We start from the raw sequence: 18523 nt of genomic DNA on the forward strand, positions 1-18523 counted from the left end.
CCCACACCGACCACCACCCGCGACACGAACTTTTTCCACCCCTGAAGCGGTCGAAGGAACACCCCGGGTAGCGCTAGCGTTGTGCAGGTAGCGGCGGTTTCCTCCCCCTGAGATCCGCCGCCCGCCCCAAACCCCCTGTTGGGGCGCAGCGCCTTCGGGCGCAGGCCGGTTGGCGCGTTCCCCCTGTCCGCGCCAACCGGCCGTCTCATGTCCTCTTGTTCGGCTCCTCGCCGGTTCCACCTCGCGAGCTCGGTGGTCCCGGGTCGTCGCCGAACTTCCGTCCACGTTCCGGTGCTCCACCGTCGAGACGGGACCACCGCCGCGCTACGGCTGGAGGCGGGAGAGCTCCCAGCTGGTGGGGTCGGCGAGGTCGCCGTCGCCGACGCGCACGTAGCGGAAGCGGTCGTGCAGGCGGCTGCGGCGCCCGCCCCACAGCTCCACCTCGTCGCAGTGGATGAGGTAGCCGCCCCAGAAGTCCGGCACCGGCACGTCGTCGGGGTTGCCGTGGTCGGGCCACTTCTCGGCGTACGCCGCGTAGGCCTGCTCCAGCGCCGCCCGGTCCTCGACCGGCTGGGACTGCGCCGAGGTCCACGCGCTGATCCGCGACCCCCACGGCCGGCTGCGGAAGTACGCCTCGACCGTCTCGCGCGGCAGCTGCTCGGCGCGCCCGAACACCCGGATCGCCCGGAACATCGCGGGCCAGGTGAGCGAGGCGGCCACCGCGGCGTTCTCCGCGAGGTCGCGCCCTTGCGCGAGCCGAGGTTGGTGAAGAAACCGAACCCGTCGGGCCCCAGGTGGCGCAGCAGCACGGTGCGCACCCGCGGCCGCCCCGACGCATCGGCCGTCGCCACCGAGAGCGCGTCCGGCTCGGGCACGTCCGCGCGCTCGCGCGCGGCCTCGCGCGCCTCGGTGACCCACTCCTCGACGAACGGCCAGGGCGCGGGCGGCATCACCCCGTCCTCGAGCCCGTGTCCGTCGTAGTCGGTGCGCAGGACCTCGTTCACGAGCGCCAGCGTACGTCGGCCCCGGCCCCGCCGGGCCGGTCACCGGACCTCTTGCCCGGCCGGATCTATATTGCTAGCATTCCGGCATGGTCGAACCCGCGAGCAGCACCAAGGCGCAGTTCAACGTCTATCTGCCGAAGCCGCTGATCACCCGCATCAAGCACCTCGCGATCGACGAGGAGCACAGCCTCAGCGCGCTGGTCGAGAAGGCGCTGACCGAGTACGCCGACCGACAGGAGCAGAAGAAGTGACCTCCGCACTCACGATCGCAGGCATCCGGTTCTCCGACGACGTGCCGGCCATGCGGCGCTACCTCGAGGCGATCGGCCTGGCGACCACGACCACCCGCGGCGAGGACTGGGCGGTGCTGCGCGCCGGCGCCGGACAGGTCTGGCTGCACTCGGCCGCGTCCAGCGACATCGGCGCCCCGCCCGGGTCGACCGGGTTCAGCGGCCAGATCGACGACGTCGAGGCGCTGGCCGCCGCCGCGGTCGCGGCCGGCTTCCCCGCGAGCGTCGTCGACGAGGCCTTCGGCCGGTCGGTCGAGATCACCGACCCACTCGGGGCGCGAGTGACCGTGCACGACCACTCCGACGACTACGGCTACCAGCAGCACGACGCCCGGCCCGACCCCGGCATCACCGTCTCGCTGTGCCGGTTCACCGACCCGCAGGGGGCGTACGCCGGTTTCGCCGAGGCGCTCGGGCTGCGGCGCGAGGGCGAGCCGAACGCGTTCTACGTCCCCTACTCCGCGGGCGCCGGCATCCTCGGCCTGCACCACGACGACGGGTCGGCGCGGCTGGCCCCGACGCCGGAGGCCGAGGTGACGCTCGGGCTCACCGCGACCACCCCGCTGGAGCAGGTCCAGCAGCGGCTGCGCGACGCCGGCTTCGCGCCCGGCGAGATCGTCACCGAGGAGCACGGCGCCCACCTGCCGACCACCGACCCCGACGGCGTCGAGCTGATCGTCCACGCGGCCTGACAGACTCGGTCGGGTGAGCGACCCAGGCACCCTGCGCATCCCGGCCGAGCTGCTGCCCCGCGACGGACGGTTCGGCAGCGGGCCCTCGAAGATCCGCCCCGAGCAGCTGGAGCACCTGGCCGGCCTCGGCCGCAGCGTGCTCGGCACGAGCCACCGGCAGGCGCCGGTGAAGGGCCTCGTCGGCGAGGTGCGCGAGGGGATCGCGCAGCTGTTCGGGCTGCCCGACGGCTACGAGGTCGTCCTCGGCGTCGGGGGCGCCTCGGCGTTCTGGGACATCGCGACGTTCGGCCTGATCGAGCAGCGCGCCCAGCACCTGGTCTTCGGCGAGTTCTCCGCGAAGTTCGCCGCGGCCACCCGCAAGGCGCCCTTCCTCGACGAGCCGCACCTGGTCGACGCCCAGCCCGGCTCGGTCGCGACCCTGTCGGCGCGGGTCGAGGTCGACACCTACGCCTGGCCGCACAACGAGACCTCGACCGGGGCGATGGCTCCGGTGGAGCGGGTGCAGGGGCCGACCCCGACGCGCTGATGCTCGTCGACGCGACCTCGGGCGCGGGCGGCCTGCCGGTCGACCTGACCGAGACCGACGTCTACTACTTCGCCCCGCAGAAGGGCTTCGCCAGCGACGGCGGTCTGTGGCTGGCCACCTTCTCCCCCGCCGCTGTCGAGCGCGCGCTGCGCCTCGCCGACAAGCGCTGGGTCCCGGCGTTCTTCGACCTGCGCACCGCGATCGAGAACTCGCGCAAGGACCAGACGGTCAACACCCCCGCGGTCGCGACCCTCGCGCTGATGGCCGACCAGCTGCGCTGGCTGGAGTCGCTGGGCGGGCTCGAGGGGGCCGTACGCCGGACGACCGACAGCAGCAACCGCCTCTACTCCTGGGCCGAGAAGTCTTCGTTCGCAACGCCGTTCGTCACCGAACCGCGGCACCGCTCGCTCGTGGTCGGCACCATCGACCTCGACGACGCGATCGACTCCACCGCGGTGACCGCCGCGCTGCGGGCCAACGGGGTGGTCGACCTCGAGCCCTACCGCAGCCTGGGTCGCAACCAGCTGCGCGTCGGGATGTACCCCGCGGTCGACCCCGACGACATCGAGGCCCTTACTCGCTGCGTCGATTTCGTCGTCGAGCGCCTCGCCTGACGATCCGCGCGCGAGGCACCCGGGCCGGGTGGTTGACTGGCTCACCGTGACCTCCACCGCGAACCTGACCCGTGAGGAGTGCGCCCAGCGCGCCGCCGCCGTCGAGCCCGAGGCCTACCGGCTGCACCTCGACCTGAGCACCGCGCCCGACGCCACCGCCGAGACGTTCACCAGCACGAGCACCATCGTGTTCGCCGCCACCGGGGACCAGACCTGGGTCGACGTGATCGCCGACGAGATCGAGCGCGCCACGCTCAACGGCGAGGACCTCGACGTCAGCACCTACGACGGCGCCCGGCTCCCCGTGCCCGGACTCCAGGAGCGCAACGAGCTCGAGGTCGTCGCGCGCTGCCGCTTCAGCCGCACCGGCGAGGGGCTGCACCGGTTCACCGACGCCGAGGACGAGAACACTTATCTCTACACGCATTTCGAGCCCACCGACGCGCGGCGCATGTTCGCCTGCTTCGAGCAGCCCGACCTCAAGGCCCGCTTCACCGTCCGGGTCACCGCGCCGGCCGAGTGGGTCGTGCGCTCCGGCCAGGCCGAGGTCGAGCGCGACGAGACCTACCTCGCCTCCGGCTCGACCGCGACGGTCACCTTCGGCCCCACCCCGCCCCAGTCGACCTACCTCGTCGCGCTGGCCGCCGGTCCGTACCACGTCGCCGAGGACGAGTGGAGCGTCAGCCGCGACGACGGCACCGAGCAGATCGTGCCGCTCACCCTGCTGTGCCGGCAGGCGATGGCCAAGCACCTCGACGCCGACGACATCTTCGAGGTCACCAAGCAGGGGCTGACGTTCTTCGACGAGACGTTCGGGTTCCCCTACCCGTGGGGCAAGTACGACCAGGTCTTCGTCCCGGAGTACAACCTCGGCGCGATGGAGAACCCGGGGCTGGTCACCTTCACCGAGGACTTCCTGCACCGCGGTCGCTCGACGGCGCAGCAGCGCGAGGCGCGCGCCGAGGTGATCATGCACGAGATGTCGCACATGTGGTTCGGCGACCTCGCGACGATGCGCTGGTGGGACGGGCTGTGGCTCAAGGAGTCCTTCGCCGACCTGATGGGATACCACGTCGCGTCCGCCGCCACCCGCTACACCGACGCCTGGACCGCGTTCGTCGCACGCAAGTCGTGGGCCTACCGCGCCGACCAGCTGCCGAGCACGCACCCGATCGTCGCCACCATCGACGACCTCGAGGCGGCGCGGCAGAACTTCGACGGGATCACCTATGCCAAGGGGGCGTCGGTGATCAAGCAGCTGATGGCGTACGCCGGTGCGGACGCGTTCTTCGCCGGCGCCCGGGAGTACTTCGCCCGGCACGCGTTCGGCAGCACCGAGCTGGACGACCTGCTGGTCTGCCTCGAGGAGGCCTCCGGCCGCGACCTGCAGACGTGGTCGCGGCTGTGGCTGCAGACCGCGGGCATCTCGACGCTGCGACCCGAGGTGACCCGCGACGAGTCCGGGGCGATCACCCGGCTGGTCGTGCGCCAGGACTCGACCGACCCCACCACGGGCGAGCAGGTGCTGCGGCCGCACCGCATCCGCATCGGGCTCTACTCCCCCGCCGGCGACGGCCTGGAGCGCACCGGCCTGCTCGAGGTCGACGTCGACGGCGCCGAGACCGAGGTGCCCGAGGCGGTCGGGTCGACCGCCCCGCTGCTCGTGCTCAACGACGACGACCTGACCTTCGCGAAGGTGCAGCTCGACGAGGGGTCGCTGGCGGTGCTGCGCGAGCGGCTGTCGGCGCTGCCGGAGACGCTCACCCGCGCGCTGGTCTGGTCGGACGTCTGGAACGCCACGCGCGACGCCGCCCTGCCCGCCGCCGACTTCCTCGACCTGGTGATCGCCCAGGCGCCGCGCGAGCCCGAGGGTGCGCTGCTGCGCACGGTGCTCGAGCGGGCGCTGGTGGCGCTGCGCGACTACCTCCCGGCCGACCGTCGCCCGGCCGCCGCCGAGCGGCTGGTCACCGCGCTCGACGCCGGGATGCGCGCGGCCGAGCCGGGCTCGGACCTGCAGCTGATCTGGGCGCGGGCCCTCGCCGGCGCCGCCGGCGACACCCCGGCGGGCTCCCCGCTCGCGCGGGCGCTGCTCGACGGGGGCGCCCCGGAGGGGCTGGAGATCGACGACGACCTGCGCTGGGCGCTGTGGACCGCACTGACCGCGCAGGACGCGGCGACCACGGACGAGCTCGAGGAGCAGCTGCGGCGCGACCGCTCGATGAGCGGGCGGACGGCGTACGTCCGGGCCACGGCCAGCCGCCCGACCGCCGAGGCCAAGCAGTGGGCCTGGCAGCGGATCACCACCGACGAGAAGCTGACCAACGACGAGCTGCGCTCGCTGATCCTGGGGTTCATCGCCCCGTCCGGCGCCGCCGAGACCACCCGGTTCGCGGACGACTACTACGCCTCGCTGGTCGACTGGTGGCGCGCGCGCACCCAGACGATGGCGCTGATCCTGGCCGTCGGGCTGTTCCCGAAGCAGCCGCTGCAGGCCGGCCAGGCGCCGGAGGACAACCCGGCCGCCGCGGCCGCGAGCGCCTGGCTGGAGGCCAACGCCGACGCGCCGGCCGGCCTGCGGCGCAGCGTGCTGGAGAGCCGCGACGACCTGCTGCGGGCGCTGCGCGCCCAGGAAGCGGGGGCGACGACCACCGGCACCCCCGGCGCTGAAGGCGACCCTGCGCGGATCAGGGCAGGATCGAGGTCAGCGCACCCAGGACGCTCACGCCGACCAGGGCCACCAGGGCGACGATGACGATCCACCGCCGGAAGCGCGGCGACATCACGCGACCTGCTCCGGGGTGACGGCCTCGGCGGCCTCGCCGCGGCGCATCACCTGCAGGTGCGGCCGCTCGTGCAGGCGGTAGCGGACTCGAAGGTCGTCGGTGCGCATGACGTACATCGTCGCAGCCACCACCGCGACGGCCGTCGCCACACTGCCGATGCCGATGGTCCAGCGGGCGCCGTACTCCGCGCCGATCCAGCCGATCAGCGGCGCACCGATCGGGGTGCCGCCGAGGAAGATCGCCATGTAGAGCGCCATGACGCGCCCGCGCAGGTGCGGCGCGACGCTCAGCTGCACCATCGTGTTGGCGGTCGGCAGCACGGTGAGCGCGGTCAGCCCGACCGGGATGAGCCACAGCGCGAACAGCTCGTACGTCGGCGCGGTCGCCGCGCCCGCGCTCGCCACGACGAACCCGGCCAGCGCCCCGAGCAGCACCCGCAGCCGGGGCTGGCTGCGCCGGGCCGACAGCAGCGCCGCGCTCAGCGACCCGATCGCCATGATCGAGCCGAGCAGGCCGAACTCCGTGGCGCCCTTGTGGAACACGGTCGTGGCCATCAGGGCGGTGGTGATCTGGAAGTTCATCCCGAACGTGCCGAGCATGAAGACGATGGCCATGATCAGCATCAGGTCGGGCCGGTGCCGGACGTAGGCGAGGCCCTCGCGCAGGCCGCCGCGCCCTTGCCGCGCGGCGCCGGGTGCAGCTCGTTGCCGCGCATCATCTGCAGCGCCACGAGCACGGCGACGAACGAGAACGTGTTGACCACCAGCGTCCACCCGGTGCCGACCCAGGCGATGAGCAGGCCGGCGACGGCGGGGCCGATCAGCCGCGCCGCGTTGAAGCTGGCGCTGTTCAGGCCGACGGCGTTGCCGAGCCGCTCGGGCGGCACCATCTCCGACACGAACGCCTGCCGCGCCGGGTTGTCGGCGGCGGTGAAGAAGCCCTGCAGCGCCGCGAGCAGGTAGACCTGCCACAGCTGCACGACGCCGGTCAGCGTGAGCAGCGCGAGCAGCGCCGCCGTCACCGCGAGACCGGTCTGGGTGATCGCGAGCACGCGCCGCTTGCGGAAGCGGTCGGCCAGGGTGCCGGCGACCGGGGCGAGCAGCACGACGGGCGCGAACTGCAGCGCGGTGACGATGCCGAGCGCGGTGGAGTCGTGGTCGGTGAGCTCGACCAGCACCAGCCAGTCCTGGGCGACCCGGCCCATCCAGGTGCCGACGTTGGACAGCAGCGCCCCGGTGAAGTAGATGCGGTAGTTGCGGATCGACAGCGACGCGAACGTGGGGCTCACCGGGCCGCCACCCGGGTGAGGATCTCGCGCGCCTCGTCGAGCACGCGCAGCTCCTCGTCGGTCAGGTCCTCGATGCGGCTGATCATCCACGCGTCGCGTGAGCGGCGGACCGTGCGTAGCACCTCGCGGCCGGCGTCGGTCAGGCTGAGGATCGCGGCGCGCCCGTCCTCGGGGTCGGGCGCGCGGTCGACGTATCCCCGTCGACCAGCGAGCTCACCGTGCGGGTCATCGACGGGGCGCTCACGCACTCGGCCCGCGCGAGCGCGCCCGGCCGGTCGATCCCCTTCTCCAGCTGGTTGAGCACGGAGAACTGGTGCGGCGCCAGCTCCTGGGTGTTCTCGAACCGGGCGCGACGGCTGATCCGCATGCACACGTGGCGCAGATCGGTCGCGAGCCGGCGACGGGCGGCCGGGCTCATCCGGCGGGGCGGGGCGGTCATGGTCTCCTGCGAGGACGTACGATCACGAATAGTTAGCCAGAGTAATAAGCATACCTCAGGATCGGGCCGGCGCCGCTCGCTCGCGGGCGCGGCGGACGTACGAGATCAGCCAGTTCCCAGGAAACGTCCAGCGATCCGTCGCACAGTGGTTCCATGACCACCACCAGTCCCGAGGCTCGCCTGCTCGTCGTCGAGGACGAGACCAACATCCGCGAGCTGCTGGCCACGAGCCTGAAGTTCGCCGGGTTCGAGGTGCACGCGGCGGCCGACGGGCAGCAGGCGCTCAGCCTCGCCGAGCAGAACCCCCTCGACCTCGCGGTCATGGACGTGATGCTCCCCGACATGGACGGCTTCACCGTGACCCGGCGGCTGCGCGGCAACGGCCACGACATGCCCATCGTCTTCCTCACCGCGCGCGACTCGGTCGACGACAAGGTCAAGGGGCTGACGGTCGGCGGCGACGACTACGTCACGAAGCCGTTCAGCCTCGAGGAGGTCGTCGCCCGCATCCGCGCGGTGCTGCGCCGCACCCAGTCGCTGCAGGACGAGGTGGGCGCGGCCCTGGTCGTCGCCGACCTCGAGCTCGACGAGGACTCCCACGAGGTGCGCCGCGGCGGCAAGGTCATCGACGTCTCGCCGACCGAGTTCAAGCTGCTGCGCTACCTCATGCTCAACTCCGGGCGCGTGCTGTCCAAGGCGCAGATCCTCGACCACGTCTGGGACTACGACTTCCGCGGCGAGGCCGGCATCGTCGAGTCCTACATCTCCTACCTGCGGCGCAAGATCGACACCCAGGGCGAGCCGCTGATCCACACCAAGCGCGGGGTCGGCTACGTCCTGCGCGAGCCGAGGAGTGAGCGCGGCCCATCCGTTGCGCGGCCCCGTCAGCGACGCGCTGCACGAGGTCCCGCTGCGGCTGCGACTCGTCGCGGTCACCGTCGGTCTGCTGATCACCGCCCTGTCGGTGGCCGGCCTCGCCGCGTCCTACCGGCTCGACTCGTTCGTCGTCAGCCAGAAGTCCGACGAGCTGCACGCCGCCGCCCCGCAGGTCCTCGACGAGGTCTACTCCAGCCTGCTGCAGATGCCGACCGAGCCCGCGACGGTGCCCTACAACGTCTACGTCGTGACGATCATGCCGGGCGGCAGCGCGCCCGAGGCCGGCAGCCCGAGCCAGCCGGCGATCCCCTCGATCGCCCGCGACCACCCGTACGTCGCCACGCACCAGTCCTTCATCGTCAACTCCTACGACGGCAGGTCGCGCTGGATCGCCGCCGCCTATCCGGGGCCGACCTCGAGCTCGACGGTGACCGTGGCGATCTCGCTGTCGGCCGCCGACGAGACGGTCGAGCGGATGCGCTGGTCGACGGTCGTGATCAGCATCATCGCCGCGGTCGTGTCGGCGGTGCTCGGCTGGTTCCTGATCCGGCGCGCGTTCCGGCCGCTGACCCAGATCGAGGACACCGCGCAGGCCATCGCCGAGGGCGACCTGACCCGGCGCGTGCCCGACACCACCACCCGCGACGAGATCTCCAGCCTGGCCTCCTCGCTCAACGTCATGCTCAGCCGCATCGAGCAGAGCTTCGCGGTGCGCACCGCCTCGGAGGACCGGATGCGCCGGTTCGTCGCCGACGCCTCGCACGAGCTGCGCACCCCGCTCGCGACGGTGCGCGGCTATGCCGAGCTGTACCGCCAGGGCGCGGTCACCGACCCCGACGACATCGGCGCCGCGATGCGCCGCATCGAGGGCGAGGCGGTGCGCATGAGCGCCCTGGTCGACAACCTGCTGCTGCTCACCCGGCTCGACCGCAGCGACCGCGAGCCCGACGACAAGCCCGCCGTGCGCGAGCCGGTCGACCTCACCGTGCTGGCCGCCGACGCGGTGCAGGACGCCCAGGCCCGCGACCGGACCCGGCCGATGCGGCTGCAGGGCTGGGACGACCAGGCGGTCGAGCCCACGACCGTCGTCGGCGACGAGGCCCAGCTGCGCCAGGTGCTCACCAACCTGCTCGCGAACGCGCTGCGCTACACCCCCGAGGGATCGCCGGTCGAGGTGCTCGTCGGCTCCGGCCCGCAGGGGGCGCTGCTGGCCGTGCGCGACCACGGGCCGGGCATCCCGGCCGAGCAGCGGCACAAGGTGTTCGAGCGCTTCTACCGCGGCGATTCCTCGCGCAACACCGCGCTCGGCGGCAGCGGTCTCGGGCTCGCGATCGTGCAGGCGATCGTGGGGGCCATGGGCGGCGACGTCTCGGTCGAGGAGACTGCTGGTGGAGGTGCGACGTTCGTCGTCCGGCTCCCACAGCCACCGCACAGGTCCGCGCCAGAGGATCGCCAGTCCGACCCGGTCAACTGATCATCAACGGCGCGACACCGCACCGTCACGACCAAGGAGCACCGATGAGCGACCACGACGACACACCGGACCAGACCTCCCCGGTGCCTCGCGTCGACGAGACGCGTCCCATCACCCCGGCGCGCCCCGAGTCGTCGCAGGACCAGGGCTCCCCTGGCAGCAGCCGGGTTCGGCGCAGGCGCAGGCGGGTCCGGCGCAGCCGGGTCAGGCGCAGCAGCCGGGGCAGGCGCCCCACCCGCAGCCGGGTGCCGCTCAGCCGCAGCCGGGCCAGGCACAGCCCGGCCAGGGCGCCCCGCAGACGTACGGCCAGGGCGCGCAGGCGCAGCCGGCGTACGGGCAGAGCGGGCAGCCGGCGTACGGCCAGCCGGGCCAAGGCGGCCAGGGGCAGCCGACGTACGCGCAGCAGGGGCAGCCGGGCGCCCAGCACCGGCTCCCGCAGGCGCCGACGTGGACCACCGCGGGTGCGGCGGGCGCGCACGGTGCGACCCCGGTCGCGACCGGTCCCCGCCCGGCGCGGGCCAACCGGTTCGCCGTGCCGCTGGCCGCGCTGCTGGCGGCGGTGCTGGCGAGCACGGGCACGTACGCCCTCACCCGAGACGACACGCAGAACGCCGCGGCGGGCGGCGCGACCACCGTGGTGCAGGCCAACCCGGCGGACTTCGCCGAGGCCGGCTCGATCAACTGGTCGGCCACCGCCTCGAAGGTCACGCCGAGCGTCGTCGCGATCACCGCGCGGTCGGGCGCCAGCGGCGGCGGCGCCGGGTCGGGTGTCGTGCTCGACAAGCAGGGCAACATCGCGACCAACAACCACGTGGTGGCCGGGTCGGACCAGCTGCAGGTCACGCTCGCGAACAACCGGACGTACACCGCCAAGGTCGTCGGCACCGACCCCTCGACCGACCTCGCGGTGATCAAGCTGGAGAACCCGCCCGCGGACCTCAAGCCCGCGACGCTCGGCGACGACAGCAAGCTCGTCGTGGGGCAGCCGGTCATGGCCATCGGCAACCCGCTCGGGCTCGCCGGCACCGTGACCACCGGCATCGTGAGCGCCCTCAACCGGCCGGTCAGCACCCAGAGCCAGGAGCAGCCGAGCCCCGACCAGGGTCCGGGTCAGCCCGGTCAGCCGGGGCAACCGGGTCAGCCGGGCGCCCAGGAGTCCACCGAGGTCGTCACCAACGCCATCCAGACCAGCGCCGCGATCAACCCCGGAAACAGCGGTGGCGCACTGGTCAACGGCAGCGGACAACTCATCGGGATCAACAGCTCGATCGCCACCCTCAGCGGATCTTCAGGTTCTTCGCAGAGCGGAAACATCGGAATCGGTTTCGCTATCCCTGTGACCGTCGTCAAGAACATCACCGGGCAGCTCATCGCCAAGGGCAGCGCGCAGCACGCGCGCCTCGGCGTGACCGCCCGCACGGGCAACGTCGAGATCGACGGCGCCCAGGTCAGTGGTGCTCAGGTGGCCAGCGTCGAGCAGGGCAGCAGCGCTGCCTCGGCCGGCCTCCGGGAGGGCGACGTGATCATCTCGATCGACGGCGACGCCGTCGATTCCTCGACCTCGCTGGTCGGTCAGGTGCGTGAGCGCAAGGTCGGTCAGCGAGTCGCGCTCGTCGTCGTGCGGGACGGCAAGCGCGTGAACGTCACGGTGACGCTGGGAGCTGCTCCCTCGACGTCGTGACACATCCGGCGGTGCTGAACCCTCCCTTCCTCTAAACAGCACCGCCCGGACGGGGAAAGGGAACCGGGGCTTGTGACGGGGCCCCGGGTCCCACGGGGGCTGCGCTGTGCGGGCGCAGCCCCCGTTCCGTTCCTGGTTCGTCTCCTCCTCCAGCCGCCCGTCGCTCCGCTCCGGGCGGCTGGCATCGTCGGCGAACCCTTGTTCGCTGTGGCGACCGGGGTCGCACGCCCCGATACCGGGGGACGTGACGTGCCCCCGCCAGCCCGCGACGACGTACCGGCCGATGTCGGGGGAAATGACACCTCAGGCCCCGCGCACGACGTCACAAGCCCCGACACCGGGGGACGTGACGTACCCCCTGCCAGCCAGCGACGACGTACCGGCCGATGTCGGGGGAAATGACACCTCAAGCCCCAGCCGCGACGTCACAAGCCCCAACACCGGGGGACGTGACGTACCCCGCCAGCCCGCGACGACGTACCGGCCGATACCGGGGGAAATAACACCTCAGGCCCCAGCCGCGACGTCACAAAGCCCGACACCGGGGGACGTGACGTGCCCCCGCCAGCCGGCGACGACGTACCGGCCGATACCGGGGGACATGACACCTCAAGCCCCGGGCACGGCGTCACAAGCCCCAACACCGGGGGACGTGACGTACCCCGCCAGCCCGCGACGACGTACCGGCCGATGTCGGGGGACGTTCTGGGCGAAGCGCGGGTCGTGGGGGCGGGGATGGCGTAGCGTGGCTCCTCCCCCACCACGCCGCCCGAGAGGCACTCATCGGTCATGCCTGCGCCCGCACACCCACCGGATACCGACTCGACCGCGACCCTTGACTCCGAGCTCGGCCGGGAGCAGGGCTACCTCGACCACGCCCGCGCCGAGCTCGCGCGGATGCGCGCCTCGGTCGAGCGGCTCGACGCCGCGAAGGCCAGCGACGCCGACTCTGCTGCCGCCCTCGGCGAGGCGCTGGCCCGCCGGCTCGCCGCGCTCCAGGACGACCCGCGCAGCACGCTGTTCTTCGGCCGCATCGACCTGCGCACCGACGCCGAGCGGTGGTACGTCGGTCGTCGCCACGTCGCCGACGCCGACGGCGAGCCCGTGGTCGTCGACTGGCGGGCGCCGGTGTCGACCGCGTTCTACCGCGCATCGCACGCCGAGCCGATGGACGTGCTGCTGCGCCGCCGCTTCGGCGTCGACCGCGGCGTGCTCACCGCCATCGAGGACGAGCACCTCAGCGACCCCGGCGAGGCTGACGCCGGCTCGCAGATCCTCGCCGCCGAGATCGAGCGCCCGCGCACCGGGCCCATGCGCGACATCGTCTCCACCATCCAGCCCGAGCAGGACGTCATCGTCCGCTCCGACGTCGAGACCACCATCTGCGTGCAGGGGGCGCCGGGCACCGGCAAGACCGCGGTCGGGCTGCACCGCGCCGCGTGGCTGCTCTACTCCTTCCGCGAGCGGCTCGACCGCACCGGCGTGCTCGTCGTCGGACCCAACGCCGCGTTCCTCGACCACATCGGCGCGGTGCTCCCCGCCCTCGGCGAGGTGCGTGTGGGCCACGCGAGCGTCGAGACGCTGCTCGACCACGGCCGCGTCCGCACCGTCGACCCCGCGAAAATCGCTGTGCTCAAGGGGATCCGCGCATGGCCGAGGTGCTGCGCAGGGCGGTCTGGAGCCACGTGCGGCCCGCGACCGAGGCGTGCGTCATCCCGCGCGGCGTACGCCGGTGGCGGGTGCCGGCGTACGACGTCCAGGAGATCCTCGACGAGCTCGCCGCCCGCGGCGTGCGCTACGAGGCGGCCCGCGCGATGCTCCCGCAGCGGCTGGCGCACGCGGTGCTGCTGCAGATGGAGCGCGCCGGCGAGTCGCCCGACGACCGGGTGCAGGAGGCGGTGGCGCGCTCGGCGCCGATGAAGACCTTCGCCGCGAGCCTGTGGCCCAAGATCGACCCGGCGCAGGTGCTCTTCGAGCTGTGGTCCTCCCCCGACGCGCTCGGCCGCGCCGCCGCCGGGCTGCTCGACAACGAGGAGCAGGCGATGCTGCTGTGGGACACCGTGCCGCGCAGCAAGGGCTCGGCCCGGTGGTCGGCCGCCGACATGCCGCTGCTCGACGAGCTGACCGACCTGCTCGCCCGCACCCCGAGCCTCGGCCACGTCGTGCTCGACGAGGCGCAGGACCTCTCGCCCATGCAGCTGCGCGCGGTCGGCCGGCGCTGCTCGACCGGGTCGGCCACCGTGCTCGGCGACATCGCGCAGGGCACCACCCCGTGGGCCACCCGGTCGTGGGAGGAGTCGATGGCCCACCTGGGCAAACCCGCTCACCACCTCGAGGTGCTCGACCGCGGCTTCCGGGTGCCCGCGAAGGTCATCGACTTCGCCGCGCGGCTGCTGCCCGCGATGGCCCCCGGACTCGGTGCGCCCGTCTCCGTGCGCGACAACCCGGGAGAGCTGGAGCTGGTGGAGGTGACGGCCAAGGAGGTGCCCGGCGAGGTCGTACGGCGCGTGGCGGGGTTGTCCGAGCGCCCCGGCTCGCTCGGGGTGATCGCCCCCGACGCTTCCGTCGAGCGGTTCTCGAAAGCGTTGCAGGACAACGGGATCGAGCACGGCCGCCTGGATCGTGAGCATGGTGACGAGGAGGACCACCAGGTCCAGCTGGTGCCCGCAACCGTCGCCAAGGGCCTGGAGTTCGACACCGTCCTGGTCGTCGAGCCCGCCGAGATCGCAGCCGCCGAGCCGGACGAGCGCACCGGCCTGCGTCGGCTGTACGTCGTCCTCACCCGAGCGGTCTCGTCGCTGACCGTGCTGCACAGCGCCCCGCTCCCCGCCCCCTCTCGCCCTGATCCCCGCCCGGCACGCCCCTGCCCTCCGCATGAAACCGGGTTACGGTCGTTTGACCCTGATCAATTGGGGTCAAACGGCCGTAACCCGGTTTCATGCCCGGTAGGGGCCGGGCGGGGCGGGGAGAGCCGTCACTCGGTCGCGATGGCCTTCAGCACGTCGAGGCGGGCGGCGCGGCGGGCCGGGAACCACGCAGCCAGCACCCCGACCACCGCGGCGAGCACCACGAACAGCCCCAGCCGGCCCCACGGGATCGCCAGCTGCGCGATGCCCTGGGACTCCTGCGAGCGCTGCAGCACCACCCCGAACCCGATGCCGAGCGCGACCCCGAGCAGCGCGCCGACGACCGCGATGGTCACCGACTCCAGGCGCACCATCCGCCGCAGCTGGCGCCGGCTCAGCCCCACCGCGCGCAGCAGCCCGATCTCGCGGGTGCGCTCGATGACCGACAGCGCCAGCGTGTTGACGATGCCGAGGATCGCGATGATCACCGCCAGCCCGAGCAGCGCGTAGATCAGCATGAGCAGCTGGTCGATGGGCTCGCGCTGCTCGGCCTTGAACTCGTCCTGGTCCTTCAGCGTGACCGTGGGCAGCGCCTCGACCTGCCGCTCGAGCCCGGCGCGCACGGTCGCGGGGTCGGACCCGGCGGCGCGGTCGATGAACACGTAGTTGTCCTGGTCGGGGCCGCCCGCCCGCTGGAAGCCGGCGAGCGTCGTGACCACCGGCGCCACCGCCGGGTTGTCCTTGACGACCGCCGCGACCCGCAGCGTGGTGGTGCGGCCGGCGAGCGCGACGCGTATGTCGTCGCCGGGCTGCACGCCGAGCTCCTCGGCCTTGCTCTCGTTGACGACGGCCGATGCGGCGCCCAGTCCGTCGAGCGAGCCCGACACCGCTTCGATCGTCGTGATCCGTTGCAGCGCAACGAGATCCGTGCCACCGAGCGCCTGTCGCGCCTTGCCGTCGATCTGCGCGGGGGCGAACCTGACCCGCGCGACGGCGTCGACCCCGGGCACCCGCTCGAGCCCGTCGGCGACGGTGCTGGAGAACGGCATCCCGAAGTTGCCGGACACGGTGTAGTCGCCCTGGAAGTTCTCCTCGATCAGGGTGTCCACGCTCTTTGTCGCCGACGCCCCGAAGACCGACATCATCGACACCAGGGCCAGGCCGATCATCAGCGCGGAGGCCGTGGCGGCCGTACGTCGGGGTTGGCGCAGTGCGTTCTGCTCGGCGAGGTTGCCGACCGTGCCGAACACCCGGCGGAAGGCCGCGCCGAGGCCGCGGATGATCGGTCGCCCGACCACCGGCGACGCCAGCACCGCGCCCGCCACCACCAAGAACAGCCCGGCGCCGAGAAGCGTTGTCTCCTGGGCGCGTTCGCCGGTCAGGACCCAGAGCTCGAGGCCGACCCCGAGCAGCACGAGAAGCCCTCCGAGCAGCGCCCGGCGCAGCACGATCCCCTCGGGCATCGCCACCTCGTCGCGCAGCGCCGCGACCGGCGCCACCTGTGCGGCGCGTCGCGCGGGCAGATAGGCCGCGAGCCCGGTGACGACCATGCCGACGGCGTACGCCGCGACCACTGCGGTCGGCGTGAGCTGCAACGGGGTGCCGCTCAGGTCGAGCCCGAACTGGGCGAACAGCACCTGGATGCCGGCCGCGAGCAGCAGCCCCAGCGCGAGACCCAGGGTCGACCCGACGAGCCCCACCACCACCGCCTCGAACAGCACCGACCAGGTCACCTGCCGGCGCGAGGCGCCCAGCGCCCGCAGCAGGGCCAGCTCGCGGGCGCGCTGCGCCACGAGGATCGAGAAGGTGTTGATGATCAGGAACGACCCGACGACCAGCGCCACCCCGGCGAAGATCAGCAGGAACGTCGTGATGAACGACAGCGCCTCCTTGATCTCGCTGCTCGCCTCGTCCGCGGCCCGGTCGCCGGTCTGCGCCTCGACGCCGGCGGGCAGCACCTTCGCGACGGCGTCGCGCACCTCCTGCTGCGTGCGGTCCTGGTCGATGACGACCCACAGGTCGGAGTACGTCCCCGGCTGGGTCTGGTAGAGCGACTGCCCGGTGCGCAGGTCCCACGCCACGAGGCTCGCGCCCGCGAGACCGCTGCCGTCGGCGAACGACACCAGGCCGACCAGGGTGGCCCGCACCCGCGGCTGCTTGCCGGCGGTGACCAGGTCGACCTTGTCGCCGACGCGATAACCTGCACGCTCCGCGGTGCGCGGATCGATAGCAACCTCAGTGGAATTCGTCGGCGCCCGCCCCTCGCTCATCCGCAGCCCGGGGATGCCGTGCGCGGCCGGCGCGTCGTGATACGTCGTCGCGATGCCGGGCGCCCCTGGCCGCCGACGAGCTTGCCGTCGCTGCCGACGACGTACGTCGAGAACGAGGTGACCTCGGGCTCGACCCGCTCGACGCCAGGGACCGCCCGCACCCGCTCCAGCGTGCTGGCCGGGATGCCGCGGCCGGGCGCCGCCCCGTCGTCACCGCTGCTTCCGACCGGCCGCACCACGACGTCGCTGACGGAACCGGTCATGATGCTCTGGAAGGCTCGATCGAGCGTCGCGGTGAAGACCAGCGAGCCCGCCACGAAGGCCACACCGAGCACGATGGCGAAGGTGCTCAGGAGAAGCCGAATCTTGCGTGACCACAACGACTTCCACGTCGCGCGCAGCACGGCTCAGACCTCGCCCCGCGCGGCGTGGCGCGCGTCGAACTGCTTCATCCGGTCGAGGATCCGGTCGGCGCTGGGCTCGCGCATCTCGTCGACCACCCGCCCGTCGGCGAGGAAGACGATCCGGTCGGTGCCGCCGGCCGCAGCCGGGTCGTGGGTGACCATGACGATGGTCTGGCCGAGCTCGTCGACGCTGTAGCGCAGGAAGCGCAGGACCTCCTCGCCGGAGGCGGAGTCGAGGTTGCCGGTGGGCTCGTCGGCGAAGACCACGTCGGGCCGGCTGACCAGGGCGCGGGCGCACGCGACCCGCTGCTGCTGCCCGCCCGACAGCTCGCTCGGCCGGTGCGAGAGGCGGTCGCGCAGGCCGACGGTCTCGATCACCTGGTCGAACCAGTCGGGGTCGGGCCGCCGCCCGGCGATCGCGAGCGGCAGCAGGATGTTCTCCTGCGCGGTCAGGGTCGGCACCAGGTTGAACGACTGGAAGACGAAGCCGATCCGGTCGCGGCGCAGCTCGGTGAGCTTCTTGTCGTTCAGCCGCGACAGCGCCTGGTCACCGAGGAAGACCTCCCCGAGGTCGGCGTGTCCAGTGCCGCGAGGCAGTGCATCAGGGTGCTCTTGCCGGAGCCGGACGGACCCATGATCGCGGTGAACTCACCGCGTCCGAGGTCGACGTCGACGCCGTCGAGCGCGGTGACCGCCGCGGCCCCGCTGCCGTAGGACTTGGTGAGGTTCGCCGCCCGGGCGGCCGTCTCGATCATGACCATCACGCTATGCGGGCGCCGGGCCCCTCGCCCTCGGGACCAACCCTGAGGTCACCCCGAACGGCCCCTGAGCGTCGGGGCCGCGGCGCGGCCGGCGTACGCCCCGGGCCAGCCCCTGTGGATAACTTTCGGGGCGGTCCCCCGATCCTGCGTAGCGTGCGGGAGCAACACCTCCCGACCGTCGGGAGGGTGGCACGAGAGGGGACGGACATGGCGAATCCGCAGGGCGGTGGCGGGGGCGGCAGCTTCACCGTCGACGCCGACGCGATCGGCACGCACGGCGGCACCGTCGGCGACGTCGCGCGCGACATCCAGGAGAAGATGGGGCTGATGCAGCGCAAGCTGCAGGCGCTGCAGGGTCAGTGGAAGGGGTCGGGGGCCAACCAGTTCTCGATCCTCTACGGCGACTGGGAGCGCCAGCAGCGCAACGTCAAGGACTCGCTGCGCAACATCAGCCTGGCGCTCGGCCAGTCGGCGACCGACTACCGCACGACCGAGCAGGCGGTGACCCGGCGCTTCACGACGCCGGGCTGAACCGACGCCGGGCTGAACCGGCACCGGGCCGGCCGCGGCGGAGT

The 18523-nt window shown here is 72.7% G+C and carries 14 protein-coding genes and 3 pseudogenes; 9 read left to right on the top strand and 8 right to left on the bottom strand.

The window, feature by feature from the left end; genetic code table 11:
• Window positions 1–324: 324 nt before the first annotated feature.
• Window positions 325–1047 (bottom strand): pyridoxal 5'-phosphate synthase, encoded by a 723-nt coding sequence (locus QUE40_RS19870; RefSeq protein WP_491018184.1) that lies wholly within the window; start codon window positions 1045–1047, stop codon window positions 325–327.
• Window positions 1048–1090: 43 nt separating this feature from the next.
• On the opposite strand from QUE40_RS19870, the gene QUE40_RS14765 reads away from it, so the two are divergent.
• The 4 genes and pseudogenes from QUE40_RS14765 to pepN all read left to right on the top strand — a co-directional run bounded on the left by QUE40_RS14765 (window position 1091) and on the right by pepN (window position 5878).
• Window positions 1091–1255 (top strand): ribbon-helix-helix protein, CopG family, encoded by a 165-nt coding sequence (locus QUE40_RS14765; protein ID WP_142006546.1) that lies wholly within the window; start codon window positions 1091–1093, stop codon window positions 1253–1255.
• Entirely contained in the window at window positions 1252–1986 is a 735-nt protein-coding gene (locus QUE40_RS14770) for a hypothetical protein (protein WP_289231426.1), read from the top strand. The genes QUE40_RS14765 and QUE40_RS14770 overlap by 4 nt, the downstream gene beginning before the upstream one ends.
• Before the next feature lie 13 nt (window positions 1987–1999).
• A pseudogene (gene serC / locus QUE40_RS14775) lies at window positions 2000–3126 on the top strand (phosphoserine transaminase).
• Window positions 3127–3172: 46 nt separating this feature from the next.
• Window positions 3173–5878 carry an aminopeptidase N gene (pepN, locus tag QUE40_RS14780; protein ID WP_289231427.1) on the top strand — a complete coding sequence of 902 codons (2706 nt, stop codon included), beginning with the start codon at window positions 3173–3175 and terminating at the stop codon, window positions 5876–5878.
• A 27-nt stretch (window positions 5879–5905) separates the two neighbouring features.
• On the opposite strand, the gene QUE40_RS19410 is transcribed toward pepN, so the two are convergent.
• The 3 genes from QUE40_RS19410 to QUE40_RS14790 form a co-directional block, all read right to left on the bottom strand.
• Entirely contained in the window at window positions 5906–6523 is a 618-nt protein-coding gene (locus tag QUE40_RS19410) for an MFS transporter (protein ID WP_350226983.1), read from the bottom strand.
• A gap of 8 nt (window positions 6524–6531) precedes the next feature.
• On the bottom strand, window positions 6532–7197 hold the full coding sequence (locus QUE40_RS19415; RefSeq protein WP_350226984.1) for an MFS transporter: 666 nt from the start codon (window positions 7195–7197) through the stop codon (window positions 6532–6534).
• A 139-nt stretch (window positions 7198–7336) separates the two neighbouring features.
• On the bottom strand, window positions 7337–7636 hold the full coding sequence (locus tag QUE40_RS14790) for a hypothetical protein (RefSeq protein WP_289231428.1): 300 nt from the start codon (window positions 7634–7636) through the stop codon (window positions 7337–7339).
• A gap of 153 nt (window positions 7637–7789) precedes the next feature.
• On the opposite strand from QUE40_RS14790, the pseudogene QUE40_RS14795 reads away from it, so the two are divergent.
• Both QUE40_RS14795 and QUE40_RS14800 read left to right on the top strand, forming a co-directional pair.
• Window positions 7790–8485: pseudogene (locus tag QUE40_RS14795) on the top strand (response regulator transcription factor); the annotation flags it as partial.
• Between the two features lie 4 nt (window positions 8486–8489).
• Window positions 8490–9986 (top strand): sensor histidine kinase, encoded by a 1497-nt coding sequence (locus tag QUE40_RS14800; RefSeq protein WP_289231429.1) that lies wholly within the window; start codon window positions 8490–8492, stop codon window positions 9984–9986.
• Window positions 9987–10011: 25 nt separating this feature from the next.
• On the opposite strand, the gene QUE40_RS14805 is transcribed toward QUE40_RS14800, so the two are convergent.
• Window positions 10012–10464, bottom strand: a complete 453-nt coding sequence (locus tag QUE40_RS14805; protein ID WP_289231430.1) for a hypothetical protein — start codon at window positions 10462–10464, stop codon at window positions 10012–10014.
• 54 nt (window positions 10465–10518) lie between these two features.
• Between QUE40_RS14805 and QUE40_RS14810 the strand changes: the two genes are divergently transcribed.
• Together QUE40_RS14810 and QUE40_RS14815 are read left to right on the top strand one after the other, a co-directional pair.
• Window positions 10519–11667 carry a S1C family serine protease gene (locus QUE40_RS14810; protein WP_289231431.1) on the top strand — a complete coding sequence of 383 codons (1149 nt, stop codon included), beginning with the start codon at window positions 10519–10521 and terminating at the stop codon, window positions 11665–11667.
• A 789-nt stretch (window positions 11668–12456) separates the two neighbouring features.
• Entirely contained in the window at window positions 12457–13587 is a 1131-nt protein-coding gene (locus tag QUE40_RS14815; protein ID WP_289231432.1) for a helicase domain-containing protein, read from the top strand.
• Between the two features lie 1054 nt (window positions 13588–14641).
• On the opposite strand, the gene QUE40_RS14820 is transcribed toward QUE40_RS14815, so the two are convergent.
• The 3 genes and pseudogenes from QUE40_RS14820 to QUE40_RS14830 all read right to left on the bottom strand — a co-directional run bounded on the left by QUE40_RS14820 (window position 14642) and on the right by QUE40_RS14830 (window position 17948).
• Window positions 14642–16783 carry an ABC transporter permease gene (locus tag QUE40_RS14820; RefSeq protein ID WP_289231433.1) on the bottom strand — a complete coding sequence of 714 codons (2142 nt, stop codon included), beginning with the start codon at window positions 16781–16783 and terminating at the stop codon, window positions 14642–14644.
• On the bottom strand, window positions 16780–17187 hold the full coding sequence (locus QUE40_RS14825; RefSeq protein WP_289231434.1) for an ABC transporter permease: 408 nt from the start codon (window positions 17185–17187) through the stop codon (window positions 16780–16782). The genes QUE40_RS14820 and QUE40_RS14825 overlap by 4 nt, the downstream gene beginning before the upstream one ends.
• A gap of 3 nt (window positions 17188–17190) precedes the next feature.
• Window positions 17191–17948, bottom strand: a pseudogene (locus QUE40_RS14830) (ABC transporter ATP-binding protein).
• Window positions 17949–18155: 207 nt separating this feature from the next.
• On the opposite strand from QUE40_RS14830, the gene QUE40_RS14835 reads away from it, so the two are divergent.
• Window positions 18156–18479 (top strand): WXG100 family type VII secretion target, encoded by a 324-nt coding sequence (locus QUE40_RS14835; RefSeq protein WP_170206874.1) that lies wholly within the window; start codon window positions 18156–18158, stop codon window positions 18477–18479.
• The last annotated feature ends 44 nt before the right edge of the window (window positions 18480–18523 follow it).

It is taken from the genome of Barrientosiimonas endolithica (genome assembly GCF_030296655.1).
In the GTDB taxonomy this organism is placed as follows: Bacteria; Actinomycetota; Actinomycetes; order Actinomycetales; family Dermatophilaceae; genus Barrientosiimonas; species Barrientosiimonas humi.